This is a genomic window from Salipiger mangrovisoli, from assembly GCF_015223355.1.
Taxonomy (GTDB): Bacteria; Pseudomonadota; Alphaproteobacteria; order Rhodobacterales; family Rhodobacteraceae; genus Salipiger; species Salipiger mangrovisoli.
In genome coordinates, this window is sequence record NZ_JADFFK010000022.1 from 1 (window position 1) to 17166 (window position 17166).

General features: G+C 62.3%; 16 protein-coding genes and 1 pseudogene. 8 read left to right on the plus strand and 9 right to left on the minus strand.

Annotated elements, in window-relative coordinates:
- Positions 1–403: 403 nt before the first annotated feature.
- From IQ782_RS29950 to IQ782_RS23230, 5 genes and pseudogenes are all read right to left on the minus strand, one after another.
- A pseudogene (locus IQ782_RS29950) lies at positions 404–973 on the minus strand (NAD(P)-dependent oxidoreductase).
- Positions 927–1064, minus strand: a complete 138-nt coding sequence (locus IQ782_RS29955) for a hypothetical protein (RefSeq protein WP_240989514.1) — start codon at positions 1062–1064, stop codon at positions 927–929. Before IQ782_RS29955 ends, IQ782_RS29950 begins: the two are co-directional and overlap by 47 nt.
- Before the next feature lie 15 nt (positions 1065–1079).
- Positions 1080–1310 (minus strand): hypothetical protein, encoded by a 231-nt coding sequence (locus IQ782_RS29960; protein WP_240989515.1) that lies wholly within the window; start codon positions 1308–1310, stop codon positions 1080–1082.
- Between the two features lie 175 nt (positions 1311–1485).
- Positions 1486–1593, minus strand: a complete 108-nt coding sequence (locus IQ782_RS30345) for a dihydroxy-acid dehydratase domain-containing protein (protein ID WP_338092638.1) — start codon at positions 1591–1593, stop codon at positions 1486–1488.
- 108 nt (positions 1594–1701) lie between these two features.
- The gene (locus tag IQ782_RS23230) at positions 1702–2637 is read right to left on the minus strand and encodes a LysR family transcriptional regulator (RefSeq protein ID WP_194137062.1); all 936 of its coding nucleotides are present in this window, start codon (positions 2635–2637) and stop codon (positions 1702–1704) included.
- Between the two features lie 166 nt (positions 2638–2803).
- Here IQ782_RS23230 and dcuC point away from each other — a divergent pair, with 166 nt between their 5' ends.
- From dcuC to IQ782_RS23270, 8 genes are all read left to right on the plus strand, one after another.
- Complete coding sequence (dcuC, locus tag IQ782_RS23235) at positions 2804–4174, plus strand: C4-dicarboxylate transporter DcuC (RefSeq protein ID WP_194137063.1); 1371 nt, start codon at positions 2804–2806, stop codon at positions 4172–4174.
- A gap of 62 nt (positions 4175–4236) precedes the next feature.
- Complete coding sequence (locus tag IQ782_RS23240) at positions 4237–5373, plus strand: M20 family metallopeptidase (RefSeq protein WP_194137064.1); 1137 nt, start codon at positions 4237–4239, stop codon at positions 5371–5373.
- Between the two features lie 845 nt (positions 5374–6218).
- The gene (gene dgoD / locus IQ782_RS23245; protein WP_240989516.1) at positions 6219–7346 is read left to right on the plus strand and encodes a galactonate dehydratase; all 1128 of its coding nucleotides are present in this window, start codon (positions 6219–6221) and stop codon (positions 7344–7346) included.
- Between the two features lie 5 nt (positions 7347–7351).
- Positions 7352–8113 carry an SDR family oxidoreductase gene (locus IQ782_RS23250; RefSeq protein ID WP_194137066.1) on the plus strand — a complete coding sequence of 254 codons (762 nt, stop codon included), beginning with the start codon at positions 7352–7354 and terminating at the stop codon, positions 8111–8113.
- Between the two features lie 23 nt (positions 8114–8136).
- A complete protein-coding gene (locus IQ782_RS23255; RefSeq protein ID WP_194137067.1) occupies positions 8137–9105 on the plus strand; it encodes a substrate-binding domain-containing protein in 969 nt (322 codons plus the stop codon).
- Between the two features lie 59 nt (positions 9106–9164).
- Positions 9165–10703 (plus strand): sugar ABC transporter ATP-binding protein, encoded by a 1539-nt coding sequence (locus tag IQ782_RS23260; protein ID WP_194137068.1) that lies wholly within the window; start codon positions 9165–9167, stop codon positions 10701–10703.
- A complete protein-coding gene (locus IQ782_RS23265; protein WP_194137069.1) occupies positions 10700–11689 on the plus strand; it encodes an ABC transporter permease in 990 nt (329 codons plus the stop codon). Before IQ782_RS23260 ends, IQ782_RS23265 begins: the two co-directional genes overlap by 4 nt.
- Before the next feature lie 7 nt (positions 11690–11696).
- Complete coding sequence (locus IQ782_RS23270) at positions 11697–12449, plus strand: FadR/GntR family transcriptional regulator (RefSeq protein WP_194137070.1); 753 nt, start codon at positions 11697–11699, stop codon at positions 12447–12449.
- Positions 12450–12695: 246 nt separating this feature from the next.
- Here the strand turns inward: IQ782_RS23270 and IQ782_RS23275 are convergent, their stop codons facing one another.
- The 4 genes from IQ782_RS23275 to IQ782_RS23290 are packed head-to-tail and all read right to left on the minus strand — an operon-like array spanning position 12696 to position 17165.
- Positions 12696–13478, minus strand: coding sequence for an SDR family oxidoreductase (locus IQ782_RS23275; RefSeq protein ID WP_194137071.1), 783 nt, complete (start codon positions 13476–13478; stop codon positions 12696–12698).
- A gap of 13 nt (positions 13479–13491) precedes the next feature.
- On the minus strand, positions 13492–14640 hold the full coding sequence (dgoD, locus tag IQ782_RS23280) for a galactonate dehydratase (RefSeq protein ID WP_194137072.1): 1149 nt from the start codon (positions 14638–14640) through the stop codon (positions 13492–13494).
- A complete protein-coding gene (locus tag IQ782_RS23285) occupies positions 14637–16280 on the minus strand; it encodes a GMC family oxidoreductase (protein WP_194137073.1) in 1644 nt (547 codons plus the stop codon). Before IQ782_RS23285 ends, dgoD (IQ782_RS23280) begins: the two co-directional genes overlap by 4 nt.
- Before the next feature lie 9 nt (positions 16281–16289).
- Positions 16290–17165 (minus strand): aldose 1-epimerase, encoded by an 876-nt coding sequence (locus tag IQ782_RS23290; RefSeq protein WP_194137074.1) that lies wholly within the window; start codon positions 17163–17165, stop codon positions 16290–16292.
- Position 17166: the final 1 nt, after the last annotated feature.

Consider the following 17166-nt stretch of genomic DNA (forward strand, 5'->3'; position numbering starts at 1 on the left):
CCTGATCCGGCACAGGGGCGCGCGGCGCCCTCATGATGTGCGACAAACCTGTTATACAGGATGGCACTTGTCAAGGATACTCTATCCCCTGACACAAAGGGGCCTGAGGTGCTTTGCGGCAGGACAGCGCTCAGCTGCATCTACGAAAGTCTGTTCGGACGCGCGCGTTAGGTTCACTCACGGGAGGATGGCACCATGAGCGAACGACACACGTCGAGGAGATTGAGCAGGTCAAGGCGGCGAGCCGATCATCGGGCTCTACCCGCGTGTCAACGAAGAGAAATACGGGCCGCTCTTCCAGGACTGGCGCGCGAAGGCGGGTCGCTGAGCCGTCTTCCTGCCCCCGAAGCAGACGCGCCCACAGCATCGATGCGAGCGCTTTCGCCTCCAGTGCCCGGACGTCTCAGGTGACCTGATCCGGAACCTTGCCGCCGCTGAACCAGGCATCGAGGCTGTCCAGAACCCGGTCGCCCATCGCCCCGCGGGTGACTTCGGTTGCCGAGCCCACATGCGGCAGCAACACCGTGTTCTGCAGCTCGATCAGCGCCTGCGGCACCTGCGGCTCGTATTCGAACACAGCCAGCCCAGCCGCGCCGGGTTTGCCCGTCGACAGCGCCGCGATGAGCGCGGCTTCATCCACCACGGACCCGCGCACGACGTTGACCAGGACGCCCTGCGGCCCCAGCGCCTCGATCACCTTTGCATCGATGAGGCCCGCGGTCTCGGCGCCGCCCGGCACGATCACCACCAGCGCGTCGCAGACCTCGGCAAGCGCCAGCGCATCGGGCTAGTGGGCAAAGGGCAGATCGCGCGGCCTGCGGGTGCAATAGGCGACCTCGAGCTTCATCGCGGTGATCCTCTCGGCAATCGCCTGCCCGATCCGGCCGAGCCCGAGCGGGCCGATCCTCCACCCCGCAGCGAGAAGGTCAGCGGATAGGGTTTTGCGGGCAGTGCCCGGCGCGCAGGTAGGCAGCGGCCTGCGGCAGCTGCCGCGACGTGGCGATCAGCAGGCCGAGCGCAAAGTCGGCAACCTCTTCGGTCAGCACGTCGGGCGTGTTGGTCACCACGATCCCGCGCGCCTACGCCGCGGCCACGTCGATGCTGTGGTAGCCGAGGCCGAACTTCGCGGTGATTTCCAGAGCGGAGAAGCGATCCATCAGCCTGGCATCGACCTTGCCGGTGCAAGCGACGGCCATGGCCCGCACCTCGCCGTCGCGGCCAGTCTGATCGGGTCCGGTGAGCTGGTATCCGTGGAGGCGTCCCTCGCTCGTGGCGAAGGCGCGGAGCTTGTAGAGCACGAGTCTGTTCATGGTCACTTCAGAAAATTTCGGGCTCACCGGCGGCACGGCCGAAGTCGCGTTCGAGGTAGTCGAAGTCGCAGCCCTTGTCGGCCTGGGTGACGTGCCGGGAGAACATGTAGCCCCAGCCCCGCTCGAAGCGCGGCTCCGGCGGCGTCCATGCGGCCTTGCGGCGGGCGATCTCTTCCTAGTCGACCAGCATGTCGAGGCTGCGGTTGGGCAGGTCGAGCCGCACGATGTCGCCGGTCTTCAGCAGCGCCAGCGGCCCGCCGGCGAAGCTCTCGCGAGGCAGCACCGCTCAGGGAAACGGGCTCGGCCTTTCCATCATCTAAACCATCTCCGGCTGCTGCGGCAAACATCTGCGCATCGTGTCGCCGCGCATTAAGGCATGCCATTGGGAATCTCAGTCCCCCGGCTCGATAGAGACAATCGAGCCGGAGGTGGCGCACAATCGCGCGCACTCAAGTATCCTGTTTCTCAGGAATTCGGTGAGAAGATCGACCAACGGATTTGACTCGTCATCGCGGTGACGGATGATACCGAATTTGACCCAAGTTTGTGGGAGCAGAGGCCTACTAGTCACAACGCGATCGTCTGTAGCGAAGGTGGATAACCTATCCAGGATCGTCAGTCCTGCTCCTTCGGCGACAAGTTGCTGCGCCATGCCTGAGGTTGTGGCAAGTATTTCATGTTCGATCCGAATGCCCTGAGTATCAAAAAGCACATCCGTCTGCCGCCGCAGCATCTGACCGGGGTGGTTCTGGATTAGCACGTAGCTGGTCAGATCCTGTAGTGTGACCTCGCCCTTCGCTGCCAAGGGGTGTCCTACCGGCATCAAAACCTCAAGCGCCGCGCGCGCAAGCGGCACGCTGGTCGCCGTTGCAACGCTGATCGGGACATTCCCGAAACTCATGTCGTATTCTCGCCCCGCGATCCAGCTCTCGAGCTCGCGCCGCGACCTCACATCCAGCGACACCTTGACGTCAGGATGCGCCTCCGAGAAACGCGCAATAGCTGGCGCGACGACGGACAGCGAGGTGCGCGGCATGCTGACGACCCTGAAGATCTTGCTCCGACGGTTCCGAATTTCTTCCGCAATCGCAGGGAGCTCGCGGACTCCTGCCAAGATTCGACCTGCCTCACGTGCAAACTCCTGACCATGATCTGTCAGGCTCAGGCTACGACCCTTCCTTCGGAACAGCTTCAATTTCAGCTCAGCTTCCAGAACTGAAATCAGACGACTGACAGCCGGCTGGCTCAGGTTCATAGCTCTGGCTGCCCCGGTCACGGAGCCCTCACTTATGACCGCAGAGAAGGCGTGCAAGGCGCGAAGGTTCATAGCTCATCCATCAGATAATTCGATTCTACCATAAAATATATGCATAAATGTCATGCTTTTAGTCTGCTAGGGCTTCCTGACCACAGAATCTGGACAGCGCGCGACTCCCGTTGCGCTGCGCAAGGCCCGCCGAACAGGGTCGGATTCACAACGACAGGAAGAAAATATGCTCGGGTTCATCATTGGCCTGGCGGTGACGCTTGCGGCCGCTTGGCTCATCATCAAGAAATTTCAAGCTCACACAGTCCTGCTTCTGGCGGGTATGCTGTTGCTCGCCTTGACGCTGGTCGTGCAGCCGGAAACTTCGATCCTCTACAAAAAGTCCGAGTCTACCGGCCTCTCGCTCCTCGATATCTTCGACTACTTCAGCGACAACCTCGCTGGCCGCATCGCAGGCCTTGGCCTGATCATCATGTCAGCGGGCGGCTTCGCGAAGTACATGAACCATATCGGCGCTACCGACGCGATGGTGAACATGGCGATCCGTCCGCTGGGGCGGCTGAAGGCACCCTATCTCGTCCTCGCCTTGGGCTATGTCGTCGGACAGGTCCTCAACATTTTCATTCCCTCCGCCTCGGGTCTTGCGATGCTGCTGCTGGGCACATTCTTCCCGACCCTGGTTCGGCTTGGCGTGAGCCCTGCGGCAGCCGCGACGATGATCGGCATGACCTCGGTGCTCGACCTCGGTCCTGGCTCCGCCAACGCAAACCTCGCGGCCACGACCGCTGACCTCGATGTGGCCATCTACTTCAGCCAGTATCAGGTCCCAACAGCCCTCGTGACGATCCCCGTGATAGCTATCCTCACCTATTTCACCGCACGGTATTTCGACAAGCGCGCGGGCCATGTGGCGGAGCAAGAGGCAAACGCCAATGCAAGCACAGCCGAGAAGGTCGACGTGCCCGCATTCTACGCGATGCTCCCGCTGGTGCCGCTGACCTTCATCCTGATCTTCTCCAAGCTGCTTGTCAGCTGGATCAGCGTCAGCGTGGTGACCGCCATGTTCATCGGTGCGCTCCTCGGCCTTGTCTGCGAGTTCTTCCGCAAAGGTGATCCGCGCCAGGTCTCTAAGGATTTCATGGCCTTCTTCGATGGCATGGGGGGCATGTTCTCGCGCATTGTCTCGCTCGTTGTCTGCGCCGAAGTCTTCGCAGCAGGCCTGACAACCATCGGCATGGTCGGTTTCATGATCGATCTAGCTCAAGGTGCTGGCTTCGGCCTCACGGCGATGACGGTCCTGATGTGCATCCTAGTGATTCTCGTCACCATCGTGACCGGTTCCGGCAACGCGGCGTTCTTCTCCTTCGGCCACATGGCACCGGCCCTTGCCGGCGGCCTGGGCGCATCGCCCGTGCTGATGCTGCTGCCCATGCAGCTCATCGCGGGCCTGGGCCGCTCCCTGTCCCCGGTGGCAGGTGTGATCATCGCCGTCAGTGACGCGGGGCAATGCAGCCCGATGGAGATCGTGCGCCGCGGCGCCATCCCCCTCGCAGGCGGCATCGTCGCCGTGATGCTCAGCGCAGTGATCTTCACCTGACGAGCAGCGCTGCCCCCGATACCCGGGGGCAGCGTATCGCCAATTCACGAAAGGGACACCCAATGAACACTTTCGGGTTTGACCTGACAAGCTACCTCTCGGACCTGGAATTCCTGGTGAACATCGACAGCGGCAGCTATGATCGCGAGGGCGTCTGCAAGGTCTCCGCGTTCTTCGCCGCGGAGTTCGCCAAGCTCGGCTGGTCCAGCCGCGAGGTCCATGTCCATGACGATCTCGCGCCCTGCCTCGAGGTCTTCAGCCCCGGATGCGGCGACACGATCGACTACCTTCTTCTGGCACACGCGGACACCGTCTTCCCCATAGGGACAGTGGCCGAGCGCCCATTTTCGACGAAGGACGGGCGCGCCTACGGTCCCGGGGTGATGGACATGAAGTCCGGGGCGCTCTTCGCGCTCTACCTCGCGCGAGCCTACCATACCGCCGGAAAGGTGCCGCCTTCGATCTGCGTTGCCGTGAACAGTCACGAGGAAATCGGCTCGCGTCATGCCCGCAGCTGGATCGAGGACCTGGCCAGACGCACTCGCCGAGCCCTTGTGCTCGAGCCCGCACGAGCCAATGGCGATCTTGTTATCGCCCGTAAGGGATCATGCCGGTATACGTTCACCTTCAACGGCAAGGCCGCCCATTCAGGGGTCGACCCGCAAAACGGGGCCAGCGCAATCAACGAACTCGCCCATTGGACCCTCGAGTTGCACAAGCTGACCGACTTCGATCAGGGCATAAATCTCAATGTCGGTCTCATTGAAGGTGGAACCTCGGTGAATGCCGTGGCCGACGCGGCGCGAGCAGAGCTGGATGTGCGGATCTCCACGCAAGAGCAGGCAGACGCGGTTCGTCGCCGGATCGACGAGTTGCAGTCCAGCCCCTCTACCGCAGGTGTGACCGTCGATGTGAGCGGAGGAATGACCCGCCCGCCCATGCCTGCCTCCGAAGCCAATCGAGACCTCGCCACAGTTTTCGACGAGGCTGCTCTCGGGTTGGGGATGACGATAGGATGGCAGCATACCGGGGGAGGATCCGACGGGAACTTCACGGCCGCCTTGGGAATTCCGACCGTCGACGGTGTTGGACCAGTCGGTGGCGCCGCGCACAGCAGGGACGAGTACCTTGAGATCGCCAGTATCTCTGAGCGTTTCGCCCTACTTATGGCTGTTGTCGGGAAGTCCAACCAGAACTGATCCGACAACCAAGGGCTTAGGGCAGAATGCTTGAAAGTCCCATGAAAAGTGACCCCCCGCCCGACGGCGGGGGCCCGGGTCACCCGAGGGAGATCCCCGTGAAGACCCAATTCAGTCCCTTCGTGAAGCTGGCGCGCAACGCATGCCGCAACACCGGGTTGTCAACATCGAGTCACATGAAAGTCGCTTCTGCGCAAAGACTATGGCGGAACTGGCTGCTGAGTACGGCTAGAAGAAGACCCTGATAATTGACGCCACCTACCTAAGGGTTCTCCAAACGGCGTCCTGCGCGATCATCGCACTTTCGGTCATCGAAGAGGTTAAGGCCCTGGGGTGGCCGGATACCTTCTCACAGCCATCTGAGGAGCGAGATGTCACAGGCGGCATCGCCTAGGCCGGAGATGAGAACCTCAGGGTTGCCTTGTGCCAGGCGGCCACGGTCACGTTGAACCGGCGGCGCAGCAATACACTCCGGACATAGCCATCCCGTGTTGCCAGATGCCGCGGGCGCGACTGGACGATGGTTGCTCTGGCCCGCCCCATTGCCGTCTTTCTGCATCTCTTCTGGGTCTACGAAACAATCTTAAGGTGGAAGCTGCACCGTCCACACGAATCTGACGGATTCGTCAGTCTGAATCTCAGACCGACGAGGCCCCAAAGGGACGCGGACCCAGCAATCTCGTGGTCAGGACCGTTGCCAGCCACGCTGAGCACGGCAATTCATCCCGAGCCTGAGCGCGTTTCATCTCTCTTGATTAAATTTTTGCGGTCATTAATCATACTACAATAAGGGAGGATTCGTAGTGCATATAACCAAGATTTCGGCTGTCGTATGCAATGCCGAGATGCGCAACTGGGTATTCGTTCGCGTCGAAACCGACGTACCCGGCCTCATCGGCTGGGGCGAGGCGACATTGGAATGGAAGACAAGGGCCGTCGTCGGAGCCATAGAAGACATCCAGCCCTTGTTGGTCGGGCAGGACCCTCGCGACATCGAGCAGTGCTACCAGATCATGACGCGACACGGCTTCTGGCGGATGGGCGTCATTGGCATGTCCGCGATAAGCGGCATCGAAATCGCGCTTTGGGACATCCTGGGGAAGTCCCTCGACACACCGGTGTGGCGCCTTCTTGGCGGTCAGGTACGTGACCACCTGAGGACCTACACTCACCTCGGCATGGGCAACATGAACTCGGTCTACGAAACCGGTGCAGACGAGTTGGCCGAACGCGGACGTGCGGTTGTCCAGGCCGGCTACGGCGCGGTAAAAGTCGTATCGATCCCCTACACCCATTACATCGCCCCAAACCGGGCTATCGACCAAGTCGGAGAATCCATGGATGCCCTGCGCTCCGCGGTGGGCCCTGACATTGACATCATGGTGGACTTCCACGGCAGACCGGCCTCGGCCTCTCTAGCGCGTGAATTCCTCAAGGTTCTGGAGCCATCTCGGATCCTCTTCGCGGAAGAGCCGGTGCCGCCGGAAAACCTTGATGCACTGGCGGAGCTCACAAGGACCTCTCCGATTACGATCGCCGCAGGCGAGCGGATTGTGGGTCGCGCTGGGTTCGATGCGGCGCTGAAAGCCGGCGCTTTCCACATCGCCCAACCTGATATCGTGCATGCTGGCGGGCTCTGGGAAACAAAGAAAATTGCGGCAATGTGCGAAACCGCCGGGATCGGCGTGGCTCCCCACAACCCGCTTGGCCCGATCGCAGGGATCGCCGCGCTGCACTTTGGCATCTCGACCCCGAACCATATCATTCAGGAAGAGATGGTGGGCGCCGTGCCTTGGTACGACAGCGTTGTTGAATGGCCCATCGACAAGATCCCCGGACGTTGGGATCGACCGGATAAGCCGGGTCTAGGCCTCGAGGTCAATGAGAAGGAAATTGCCGATCATCCCTTCCGGCAAGAAGTCCTTCACACGCGCAACGCGGTCCTCGCCGACGGCACCGTCGTGGATTGGTGAGACGTATGCCCGGACGCCTTCATGACAAAATCGCTCTCGTAACCGGTGCTGGCCAGGGCATTGGCGCTGCGATAGCTCGTGCCTTCGCAAATGAAGGCGCCCAAGTGATTGTCGCGGACATCAACGAGGCGACGGGACGAGCGACCGCCGAGGAGTTCTCTGGCCTGTTCTGTCGTTGCGATGTCACCAACCAAGGCGACATCGACGCAACTGTCGCAGCTGCAATGGAAAAGTTCGGCCGCATCGATATTCTAGTGAACAATGCGGGGGCCAATGTTTTCCACCGCCCACACGAGATGCCGCGGAATGAATGGGCCCGCTGCATGGCACTGGATTTGGAAGCCTGCTGGGCCATGATCGAGGCCGTGCTTCCAGGCATGCGGGACCGGCGCGAAGGTGCAGTCGTCAATATCGCCAGCACGCACGGCTTCAAGATCATTCCACACACCTTCCCGTACCCGGTTGCAAAGCACGGGCTGATCGGGCTGACCCGGTCTCTAGGGGTCGAATACGCCGCCGAAGGAATCCGGGTGAACGCCATCGCGCCCGGCTACATCGATACGAAGATCGCACAGGCCTACTGGAACGATTTCGAGGACCCGGTCGCGGAACGTCGCAAGGCTGAGGATCTGCACCCGCCCCGGCGCATCGGGCAACCGGAAGAAGTGGCCATGACCGCCGTCTTCCTGGCCTCGGACGAAGCGCCTTTCATCAATGCGGAGACCATTGTGATCGATGGAGGGCGCTCCGCGATCTATCACGACTGACTTGGTAAATGGGAGGAGAAACCATGAAGAAACTGACATCTGCCGCAAGCGCCATTGGTGCGCTGCTGCTGCCGCTTGCGGCACAAGCTCAAGATTTGAAAATCGGCTACATCAATAAGATGGGTGACCACCCCTGGTTCGTTGCCGAGGTCGCGGGCGCAAGTGAGGCCGCAAAGGCCGGCGGTGCCGAATTCGTTAGCCAGGACGTCCAGTTCAACGCTGACCTGGCAATCACCACGCTCGACACCATGATCGGCGACGGCGTCGATGGTATCGCCATTGTCGTGCCTGATCGAGCGCTCGGCCCGGTCGTTGCGGCCCGAGCGGCGCAAGCCGGTATCCCGCTGGTCGCCGTCGATGACGACATCCAGGACGAGAACGGCAATCCCGTCCCCTATGTCGGCCTGAACGCATTTGCTATTGGAGAAAGCGTAGGTGCGGAACTGGCCAACTTCTACAAGGCCGCGGGCTGGGACAAAAGCTCCGTCGGCATCGTCTCCATTGAGGACCGCAAAGCCGACACCTGCATGCAGCGCAACGGAGGCGCGGAGAAGGCACTCTTGGAGAACTCCGACCTGTCCGAGGACCAAATCGTCCGCGCGGCCTACGACAACACCATGGTCAACGCGATCGACGTCATGACCACGACACTAACGGCCAATCCCCAGTACGAGAACTGGATCTTCTATGCTTGCAACGACGACGGCGTTTTGGGTGCAGCTCGCGCGATGGAGAATTCCAGTTATCCGGCGGACGCAGGCATCGGGATCGGTATCGACGGCAGCCGCGCCTGCGACGCCTTCGGGAATGGTCGCGCGTCGGCCTATAAAGGCACAATGTGGCTCAACTCCGCCAACCATGGACGCGATGCAGTGAACATCCTGCTCGCTGCCATCAAGGACGGGACCGAACTGCCAAAAGAGACATTCTCGGACCCTGAGTTCATCACGATGGACAACTTCGGCGACTACCAGGCTCAACTCTGCAACTGAGCTACGTGGCCAGGCGGTGATTGCTGCCCGGCCACGACCCAAAGGGACGGGAGGAAACAATGTCCACTCCATTTCTCAGGACCGAAGCGCTGACCAAGCATTTCGGTCCGGTCCGCGCCTTGACGGATATCTCGATCGACGTTCACGCTGGGCAAGTCCTTGCGCTTGTCGGCGAAAACGGGGCAGGAAAATCAACACTGATGCGCCTGCTCGAAGGTGTCTTTGCTCCGACACGGGGCAGGATTTACATTGACGGGCAGGAAATGCGGTTCTCCCAACCGAAGGAGGCCCATGCCGCCGGGATCCGCGTCATCCACCAGGAACCTGAGATCGTACCGGATCTCACCGTGGCAGAGAACATTTTCGCCGGTGCCTTGCCCCGCCGTGGCCGGTACTTCCTCGACTGGTCGACGCTCTTAACCGAAACGACCAGGCTTCTGAAGACCTTTGGCATGGCCAGTGAGCTTCATCCGCGGCAGCTGTGCAGCGGCCTCGGCCCGGCGCAGCGCCAGATGATCGAAATCATGCGCGCAGTACAAGCCGGGGGGCGGATGATTGCCTTCGACGAGCCCACATCCTCGCTAACCGAGGAGGAGACGCGCCGCCTTTTCAAGATCATCCGGCGGCTGAAGGCAGATGGCGTCGGCATCATTTATATCTCACACCGTCTACCGGAAATTATCGCGCTTGCCGACCGCGTGGTGGTCCTTCGCGACGGCACCTTGGTCGACGACCTTCCGGCCGAGGGCGTGACGGAACAGCAGATCACCCGCATGATGGTGGGCCGACCGCTGTCTGAGATGTTCCCGCATCGCGATCCCGCCACCGGCGATGTCGTGCTTAAGGTTCAGGGCATGACGACAGAGCACGTCCATGACGTGTCCTTCGAGCTTCGGCGCGGCGAAGTCCTCGGCATCGGCGGCCTGATCGGCGCCGGCCGGTCCGAGTTGGCCAAGGGTATCTTCGGGTTCCATCGCCGCACGTCCGGAACCGTCTTGATCGACGGCATCGAGTTGCCCTCAGGCAGCACCGCAGGGGCGATCGCGGCCGGGATCGGGTTCGCGCCAGAGGATCGCAAGGACGAGGCGCTGCTGCTCTTGCAGACGATCCTCGAAAACGCGGTACTCTGCGTACCTCAGAAGGTCTCAAACGGCGGCTTCTTCAGCCGATCCAAAGCCTTGAACCTGATATCCGGCATCTCCAGTCAGATGCGGCTCAAAGCGGCATCGCTCGACGCGCCGATCACTTCGCTGTCGGGCGGCAATCAGCAGAAGGTTGTCCTGACGCGCTGGCTGGCGTGCGATCTCAAGGTTCTAATTCTGGACGAACCGACCCGCGGCATAGACGTAGGCGCGAAGTCCGAGATCTATGACCTGATCCGCAAACTGACCGACGAACAGGGTCTCGGCGTAATCGTCATCTCTTCCGAGATGCCGGAACTTCTGGGCCTCTCGGACCGGGTGCTCGTCATGTCCGACGGCCGGGTCCGGGCACATTTTGATCGCAGTGAAGCAACCGAGGAAGCCGTTATGCAGGCGGCCATTCCCCACGGGCAATCCTTTGACGGTGCCCTCAAACACGAAGGAGCCGGCGCATGACCGCCCAGACCGCAACCCCCGAAAAGGCTGGATTCTCCATGCACCGCACAATCGAGCGTATCGGCATCCACAACTTGAGCCTTCTGGTCGCCTTGGTCGGGCTATTGGTGATCTTTGGAACGCTGCGCGGCGACGTCTTCTTCTCCACTCGAAATCTGCTCAACATCGGCATGGGCGTGGCCATCCTCGGGGTACTCGCGATCTCGCAGACCGGGGTCATCGTCTCTGGTGGCTTAGACATTTCCGTCGGATCGATTGTTGGCCTGACCACGGTGGCAACCGCGATGACTATCCAGTCGACCGAGGCTGCGGGTATGGGCATCCTAGCCGGTGTCATCATTGGCGCGCTGGCTGGCCTGATGAATGGGATTTTGGTGACTTATGGGCGCATCAACGCTGTGATTGTAACGCTCGGCACCATGGCGATCTTCCGCGGCATTGCCTTCATCCTGTCCGATGGCCAGTCCATCTCGATATTCAACGACTCCTTCCGCTGGATTGGAACGGGGCGGATCATCGGCCTGCCCGTGCCGCTGTGGATTCTCGTCGCAGTTGCCATCGGCTTTTACATCTTCATGCACAAAAGCATTGTCGGACGGAACTACTATGCCATTGGCGGCAATCCGATCGTCGCGCGCCTTTCCGGCCTTAACATTCCGCGTTATAGGGTGGCCATCTACGTGGTATCCGGTGTCATGGCGGGCGTCGGTGGCATCCTTCTTGCCGCGCGGACCGGTTCCGGACAACCGATCTCGGGTTCCGACGGGCTCGAACTCGAGGCGATCACCGCGGCCTTCCTTGGCGGATGCGCCATGCAGGGCGGTCGCGGGACAGTAATTGGGGCACTCTTGGGCGTCGCTATCATCGGTGTTCTGAACAACGGTATGATTCTGACGGCAGTTCCGACCTTCTACCAAATGCTTGCCAAGGGCACCCTTCTAATTCTCGCGGTCTTCCTGGCAGAATACCGCCTTAACAAGAGCTAAGGTGAACATGGCTGACATCCGACAGAGAGCGCTGCGACCCGGATCGCCGCGACAGCGGGAAATCGTAACCAGTACGCTGGCCCGTCGCATACTCTCAGGAGAATTCGCGCCCGGCAGCCGCCTACCCACGGAGGCGGAACTTGGCTTGGAGATGGATGTCAGCCGCACTGCCCTGCGCGAAAGCGTCAGGATGCTTGCCGGCAAGGGGCTGATCGAGAGCAGACCGCGGATCGGCACCGTCGTCCTGCCCCAGGAACAATGGAACCACTTAGACAGCGACATTCTTGCTTGGCGGGAATCCCTGCCGCCCGATGTGGGTTTCATCCGGTCTCTGACCGAGGCACGGCAGGTCATAGAGCCGGCCGCGGCCGAAATGGCGGCACGCCGGGCAGACGGTACCGACCTCGGACGAATACAGGCGGCCTACGACCGGATGTGCGCCAGTGTCGACGGTGACCTCGAAGAAAAGGTCGATGCCGATGAGGCTTTCCATGTCGCGATCCTAATCGCCTCCAAGAACGATATTTTCGCCAACTTCGGGGCGGTTACAGGTTCTGCCCTCCGCATGAGTTTCAGGATGACGACCCGAGCCTCCGAGAACTTTTCCGCGACGCTCGAAAAGCACGGCGCCGTTCTGGAAGCGATCCGCATGCGCCAAACCGATCAGTCGCGAAAGTTGATGTCCGACCTGATCAATGTGGCGGCGCGCGACCTCGCCCGCGCCCGCAGCCAGCCAGATGCAGAAACCCTGACCAATTGATCGGCCGGGTGAACTGAAGATATTACATCAATGACCTAGTTCCCGAAATGCTACGCCTCATCCTCGCTCCGGCGTGAGGAGCAGCGGTCGAATACCAGTCTTTCGAACTGCCAAGCGCGGTCAGCAGCTTTCTTATTCTGGGTGCCGCGGATGCAAGCTTGCTGGACGCAAGGTTGCTAACCCCTTCCCTAATTCCTTTCTATTAACCGATGGTCACTCAGTCATCGGCGTCAAACTAACATCCCACTACTCATGCTGGCGCACGCTCAGGCCGCCGTCGATGGTCAGGCAAGTGGCGTTCATGAAGGGGCATTCGTCCGACACCATGAACACCGCCGCGCTCGCGATTTCCGAGGGCTCGGCGATGCGACCGGAGGGGTGCAGGGCCAAGGTCTCGGCCCGCGCGGCCTCCGGGTCGGGCGCTGCGTTCCACCAGTCGATCACCTTCTGGGTGGCGACATAGCCCGGCGCGATTGCGTTCACCCGCACGCCCTTGTCTGCATATTCCAGCCCGAGCGACTTGGTCATCCCCAGCAGCGCGTGTTTCGCCACCGGGTAAGGAAATGTGTGCGGAATAATGGTGAATGCATGGGTCGAGGCGATGTTGACGATCGCACCGCCACCGCCCTTGATCATCCCGGGCAACACCGCGCGGCAGCAGTTCCACGCGCCTTCGAGGTTGATCCCGAAGCAGCGCCGCCATTCGTCCTCACTGGTTTCCAGCGGGTCGTGGAAGACATTTACGCCAGCATTGTTGACCAGCCCGTCGAAAGTGCCGATCTGCTCCGCACCCTGCGCGAACACCCGCGCCACGTCGGCACCACGCGAGATATCGAGCTCTGCCGCGGCAAACCGGGCCGTCTTGTGCTCTGCCGACAGCGTGGCGGCGACCTCCGACACACCCTCTGCGTCGAGATCCAGAAGATACAACGAGGCACCTTCACGGGCGCAGGCGCGGGCAATGGCTTCGCCGATGCCCTGTGCCGCGCCGGTGATGACAATCCTGCGTCCGTCGAGCCTGCCTGTCATGGTCCCGGCCTCCTTACCATTCCGCAACCGAGCCGTCGGCATGGCGCCACAATGGGTTGCGCCAGCGGTGACCGATCTCGGCAGCACGCTGCACCGCTGCCTCGTCGATGTCCACGCCCAGCCCCGACCCTGGTGGGATGGCGACACTGCCATCCTCGTATTGGAACACCGAAGGATCGACGAGGTAGTCGAGTATATCGCTGCCCGAGTTGTAGTGAATGCCGAGGCTCTGTTCCTGAATGAAGGCGTTGTGGCTCACCGCGTCGATCTGCAGGCAGGCGGCCAGCGCGATTGGGCCCAGCGGGCAATGCGGTGCCAGCGCCACGTCGTAGGCCTCGGCCATTGTTGCTATCTTGCGGCACTCGGTGATGCCACCTGCATGGCTGACATCGGGCTGGATGATGTCGACGCAGCGGGACTCGAACACCCGCTTGAAATCCCAGCGCGAGTAGAGCCGCTCGCCAAGCGCGATCGGGGTCGACGACCCCCGGACCACCTCGGGAATGCTCTCGAGCTGATCCGAAAGCAGCGGCTCCTCGATGAACATCAACCGGAAGGGTTCAAGCTCACGGATCAGCACCTTGGCCATGGGGCGCTGCACCCGGCCATGAAAGTCGACGCCGATGCCCACATGCGGGCCGACCGCCTCGCGCACGGCAGCGACATTGGCGACAATCTCGTCAACCTTGGCGTAGCTGTCGACGATCTGCATCTCCTCGGCGCCGTTCATCTTCAGCGCAGTGAAGCCACGGGCGACCGCGTCGCGGGCGTTCTGCGCCACATCCGCCGGGCGGTCGCCGCCGATCCACGAATAGACCTTGATGCTGTCGCGGCACGGCCCGCCCAGAAGCTGGTGCACCGGCTGACCGAGCGCCTTGCCCTTGATGTCCCAGAGCGCCTGATCGATGCCGGCGATGGCGCTCATCAGGATCGGGCCGCCACGGTAGAAACCGCCACGATAGAGCGCCTGCCAATGGTCCTCGATGAAGGCCGGGTCGCGGCCGATCAGGTAGTCGGCCATCTCGTGCACGCAGGTCTCGACGGTGTGGGCCTTGCCCTCCACCACCGGCTCGCCCCAGCCGCAGATGCCCTCGTCTGTCTCGATCTTCAGAAACAGCCAGCGCGGCGGCACGATAAAGGTCTTGAGAGCGGTGATCTTCATGCTGGTTCCGTATTCCGCCGCTGGGGCGCTGCAAGGATGCGTTCGACGGCACGCGAGGCAGAGGCCATCACCGCCGCGTTGGTGTTGCCCGACACGATATTGGGCATGAGCGAGGCGTCGATCACCCGCAGCCCCTCGGTGCCGCGCACCCGCAGGTCGGCATCGAGCACCGCCATCGGGTCGGCGTCATGGCCCATGCGAGCGGTGCCGACCGGGTGGTAGCCGGTCTTCACCGTGCGCCGGCAATGCGTCGCGAGAGCTTCGTCAGAGGAGACTTCGGCGCCGGGGAAAATCTCACGCTCGATCAGCTCGCGCATCGGCGTGGCGTCAAGGATCGTGCGGGCAAAGCGCAGCCCCTCGATGGTGCGGTCCAGATCCTCCTGCTCGGAAAAGATCTGCGTGTCGACCACCGGCATGGCGTCGGGATCGGCCGAGCGCAGCCGTACGCGGCCGCGCGATTTCGGGCGCAGCAGCAGGGAGTTGATGGTGACGCCGTGGCCCGGATCCGCGCCCATGACATCGCGGTCGAGGTAGACCGTGGGCACGCAGAACATCTGGATCGTTGGCCGCGCATTGTCGCCGCGCGGATCGAGGAAGGCGCAGGTCTCGACACCGGTGGTGGTCACCGGACCGGATTTGAACAGCAGGTACTGAATCCCTGCCTTGAGCATCTTCAGCCCGCGGTCCTGACCGAAATAGCCATAAGCGCCGTTGGTGGTGGCGACGACCGGACATTCGTAGTGGTCCTGCAGGTTTTCGCCCACGCCCGGCAGGGCGAAGCGGGTGGCGATGCCATGCGGCTCCAGCGCTGCCTCGCCGCCGATGCCGGAGAGCATGAGCAGCTTCGGCGTCTGATATGCCCCGGCGGCGAGAAGCACCTCGCGCCCGTGCGCGGTCTGGGCCGCACCGCCCCTGCGGTAGGCGACGCCGACGGCTCGGCTGCCCTCGAAGACGATCTTATCCACCAGCGCGCCAGTGATCACCGTCAGGTTTGCCGCCCCTCGCCGCGGTTTGAGGAAAGCGTCATCCGCCGAGCAGCGTCGCCGCGTTTTCCAGTCCAGAGTATGCTGCATCAGGCCGACACCATGCAGCGTGCCGTCGTTGAAATCGGGCGTGTAGGGAATGCCCATGTCTTGCAGCGTCTTCATGTAGGCGCGGGTCATCTCGCTGGTGTGACCGAGATGCGAGACCTTCAGCGGCCCCGAGGTGCCATGCGCCGCGCCGCCGAGGCTGTCGTTGTCCTCCTGCGCCACGTAATGCGGCAGCAGCGCGTCCCAGCCCCAGCCCGGATCGCTGTTGCCAGCACCGCGCAGCGCTGCGTTCCAATCCTCGTAGTCCCCCGGCTGGCCGCGCATATAGACCATCGCGTTGACGGCGCTGCCGCCGCCCAGAACCTTGCCCTGCGGCACGATCGGCCCGCGTCCGTCGAGCTGCGGCTGCGGCTCGGTCTGGTGCATCGCGAGATAGGTATCCTTGGCGAGGAACTTCATGTAGCCCGCCGGGAAATGCATGATCGGGTTGGTGCGGGCGCCGCCGCGTTCCAGCAGCAGCACCTCGGCCCCGGCGTCGACAAGCCCTGCAGCCGCCACAAGACCGGCGGAACCACCGCCGACGATGATATAGTCATAGGCCTTGGCCATAGTCCGTCCTCACAGGCTCCGTGGGGTCAGCACCACGCCGCCGCCCAGGGTCTCGCCGGGCTCCAGCACCCGCAGACCGCCAAGGTCGGGCATGTTGTGCCCGTCGGCGAGATGGCTCATCGGCTCGAGCGCGAAGAAGTCGCGCTTGTAGCTTGGGTCGAAACTCGTGTCCGACACGAACAGGAACATCGCGTCGAACAGCGGATCGGCGGCGATCTCCAGCGCGGCGTTGCGTTCAGGCCAGCGAATTACGGCCTGCCCTGACCAGTCTTCGAAGCCGTTGTTCACCCAGCGGTGCGGCAGCGGCGCGGGCTGCGAAAAGTCGAGATCCGCCGGTACCGGGCCGGGCGCGCCGGGAAGCCAGCCTTCTTCTTCCGACCACATGGCGCCGGTCTGCGTCTGCAGCTCCGTCTGTGGCGTCATCGGGAAATAGGGATGCCAGCCAATGCCGAAAGGCATCGGGCGGGCTCCCGTGTTGGTCACCGAAAGCTGCATCTCGAAGCCGCCGTCGCGCAGCGCGAATTTCTGCTCGGCGCGGTAGCTGTAGGGCAGCGCGCTACCCTCATGGGCGTGCGCCAGAACCACCGCATCGTCGCTGGCCTGCTCCACGCTCCACTCCGAGAGCCAACCCTCGCCGTGCAGGTAGTGGGCGTCCCATTCGGTGTTCGGGGTCAGCGTGAAGCGACGGCCATCGAAGTCGAAGCCGTTGCCGCGGATGCGGTTGCCGAAGGGAACGAGCGGGTAGCAGCCGCTGTCGATCGCCGCCGCGTTGTCCGCTGCGGGCCGCAGCAGCGGCACCTCGCCCTGGTCGAGCCGGAGGATGCTGCCGCCGCGGGTCGAAACCCGCGCCGACAGATCACCATTGGTAAGCGCGATGATGGTCATG

Excerpts from the sequence above, each read along its gene's own strand:
- IQ782_RS29960 (WP_240989515.1), bottom strand. The coding sequence starts at position 1,310 with ATGAACAGACTCGTGCTCTACAAGCTCCGCGCCTTCGCCACGAGCGAG.
- IQ782_RS23230 (WP_194137062.1), bottom strand. The coding sequence starts at position 2,637 with ATGAACCTTCGCGCCTTGCACGCCTTCTCTGCGGTCATAAGTGAGGGC.
- dcuC (WP_194137063.1), top strand. The coding sequence starts at position 2,804 with ATGCTCGGGTTCATCATTGGCCTGGCGGTGACGCTTGCGGCCGCTTGG.
- IQ782_RS23240 (WP_194137064.1), top strand. The coding sequence starts at position 4,237 with ATGAACACTTTCGGGTTTGACCTGACAAGCTACCTCTCGGACCTGGAA.
- dgoD (WP_240989516.1), top strand. The coding sequence starts at position 6,219 with ATGCGCAACTGGGTATTCGTTCGCGTCGAAACCGACGTACCCGGCCTC.
- IQ782_RS23250 (WP_194137066.1), top strand. The coding sequence starts at position 7,352 with ATGCCCGGACGCCTTCATGACAAAATCGCTCTCGTAACCGGTGCTGGC.
- IQ782_RS23255 (WP_194137067.1), top strand. The coding sequence starts at position 8,137 with ATGAAGAAACTGACATCTGCCGCAAGCGCCATTGGTGCGCTGCTGCTG.
- IQ782_RS23260 (WP_194137068.1), top strand. The coding sequence starts at position 9,165 with ATGTCCACTCCATTTCTCAGGACCGAAGCGCTGACCAAGCATTTCGGT.
- IQ782_RS23265 (WP_194137069.1), top strand. The coding sequence starts at position 10,700 with ATGACCGCCCAGACCGCAACCCCCGAAAAGGCTGGATTCTCCATGCAC.
- IQ782_RS23270 (WP_194137070.1), top strand. The coding sequence starts at position 11,697 with ATGGCTGACATCCGACAGAGAGCGCTGCGACCCGGATCGCCGCGACAG.
- IQ782_RS23275 (WP_194137071.1), bottom strand. The coding sequence starts at position 13,478 with ATGACAGGCAGGCTCGACGGACGCAGGATTGTCATCACCGGCGCGGCA.
- dgoD (WP_194137072.1), bottom strand. The coding sequence starts at position 14,640 with ATGAAGATCACCGCTCTCAAGACCTTTATCGTGCCGCCGCGCTGGCTG.
- IQ782_RS23285 (WP_194137073.1), bottom strand. The coding sequence starts at position 16,280 with ATGGCCAAGGCCTATGACTATATCATCGTCGGCGGTGGTTCCGCCGGT.
- IQ782_RS23290 (WP_194137074.1), bottom strand. The coding sequence starts at position 17,165 with ATGACCATCATCGCGCTTACCAATGGTGATCTGTCGGCGCGGGTTTCG.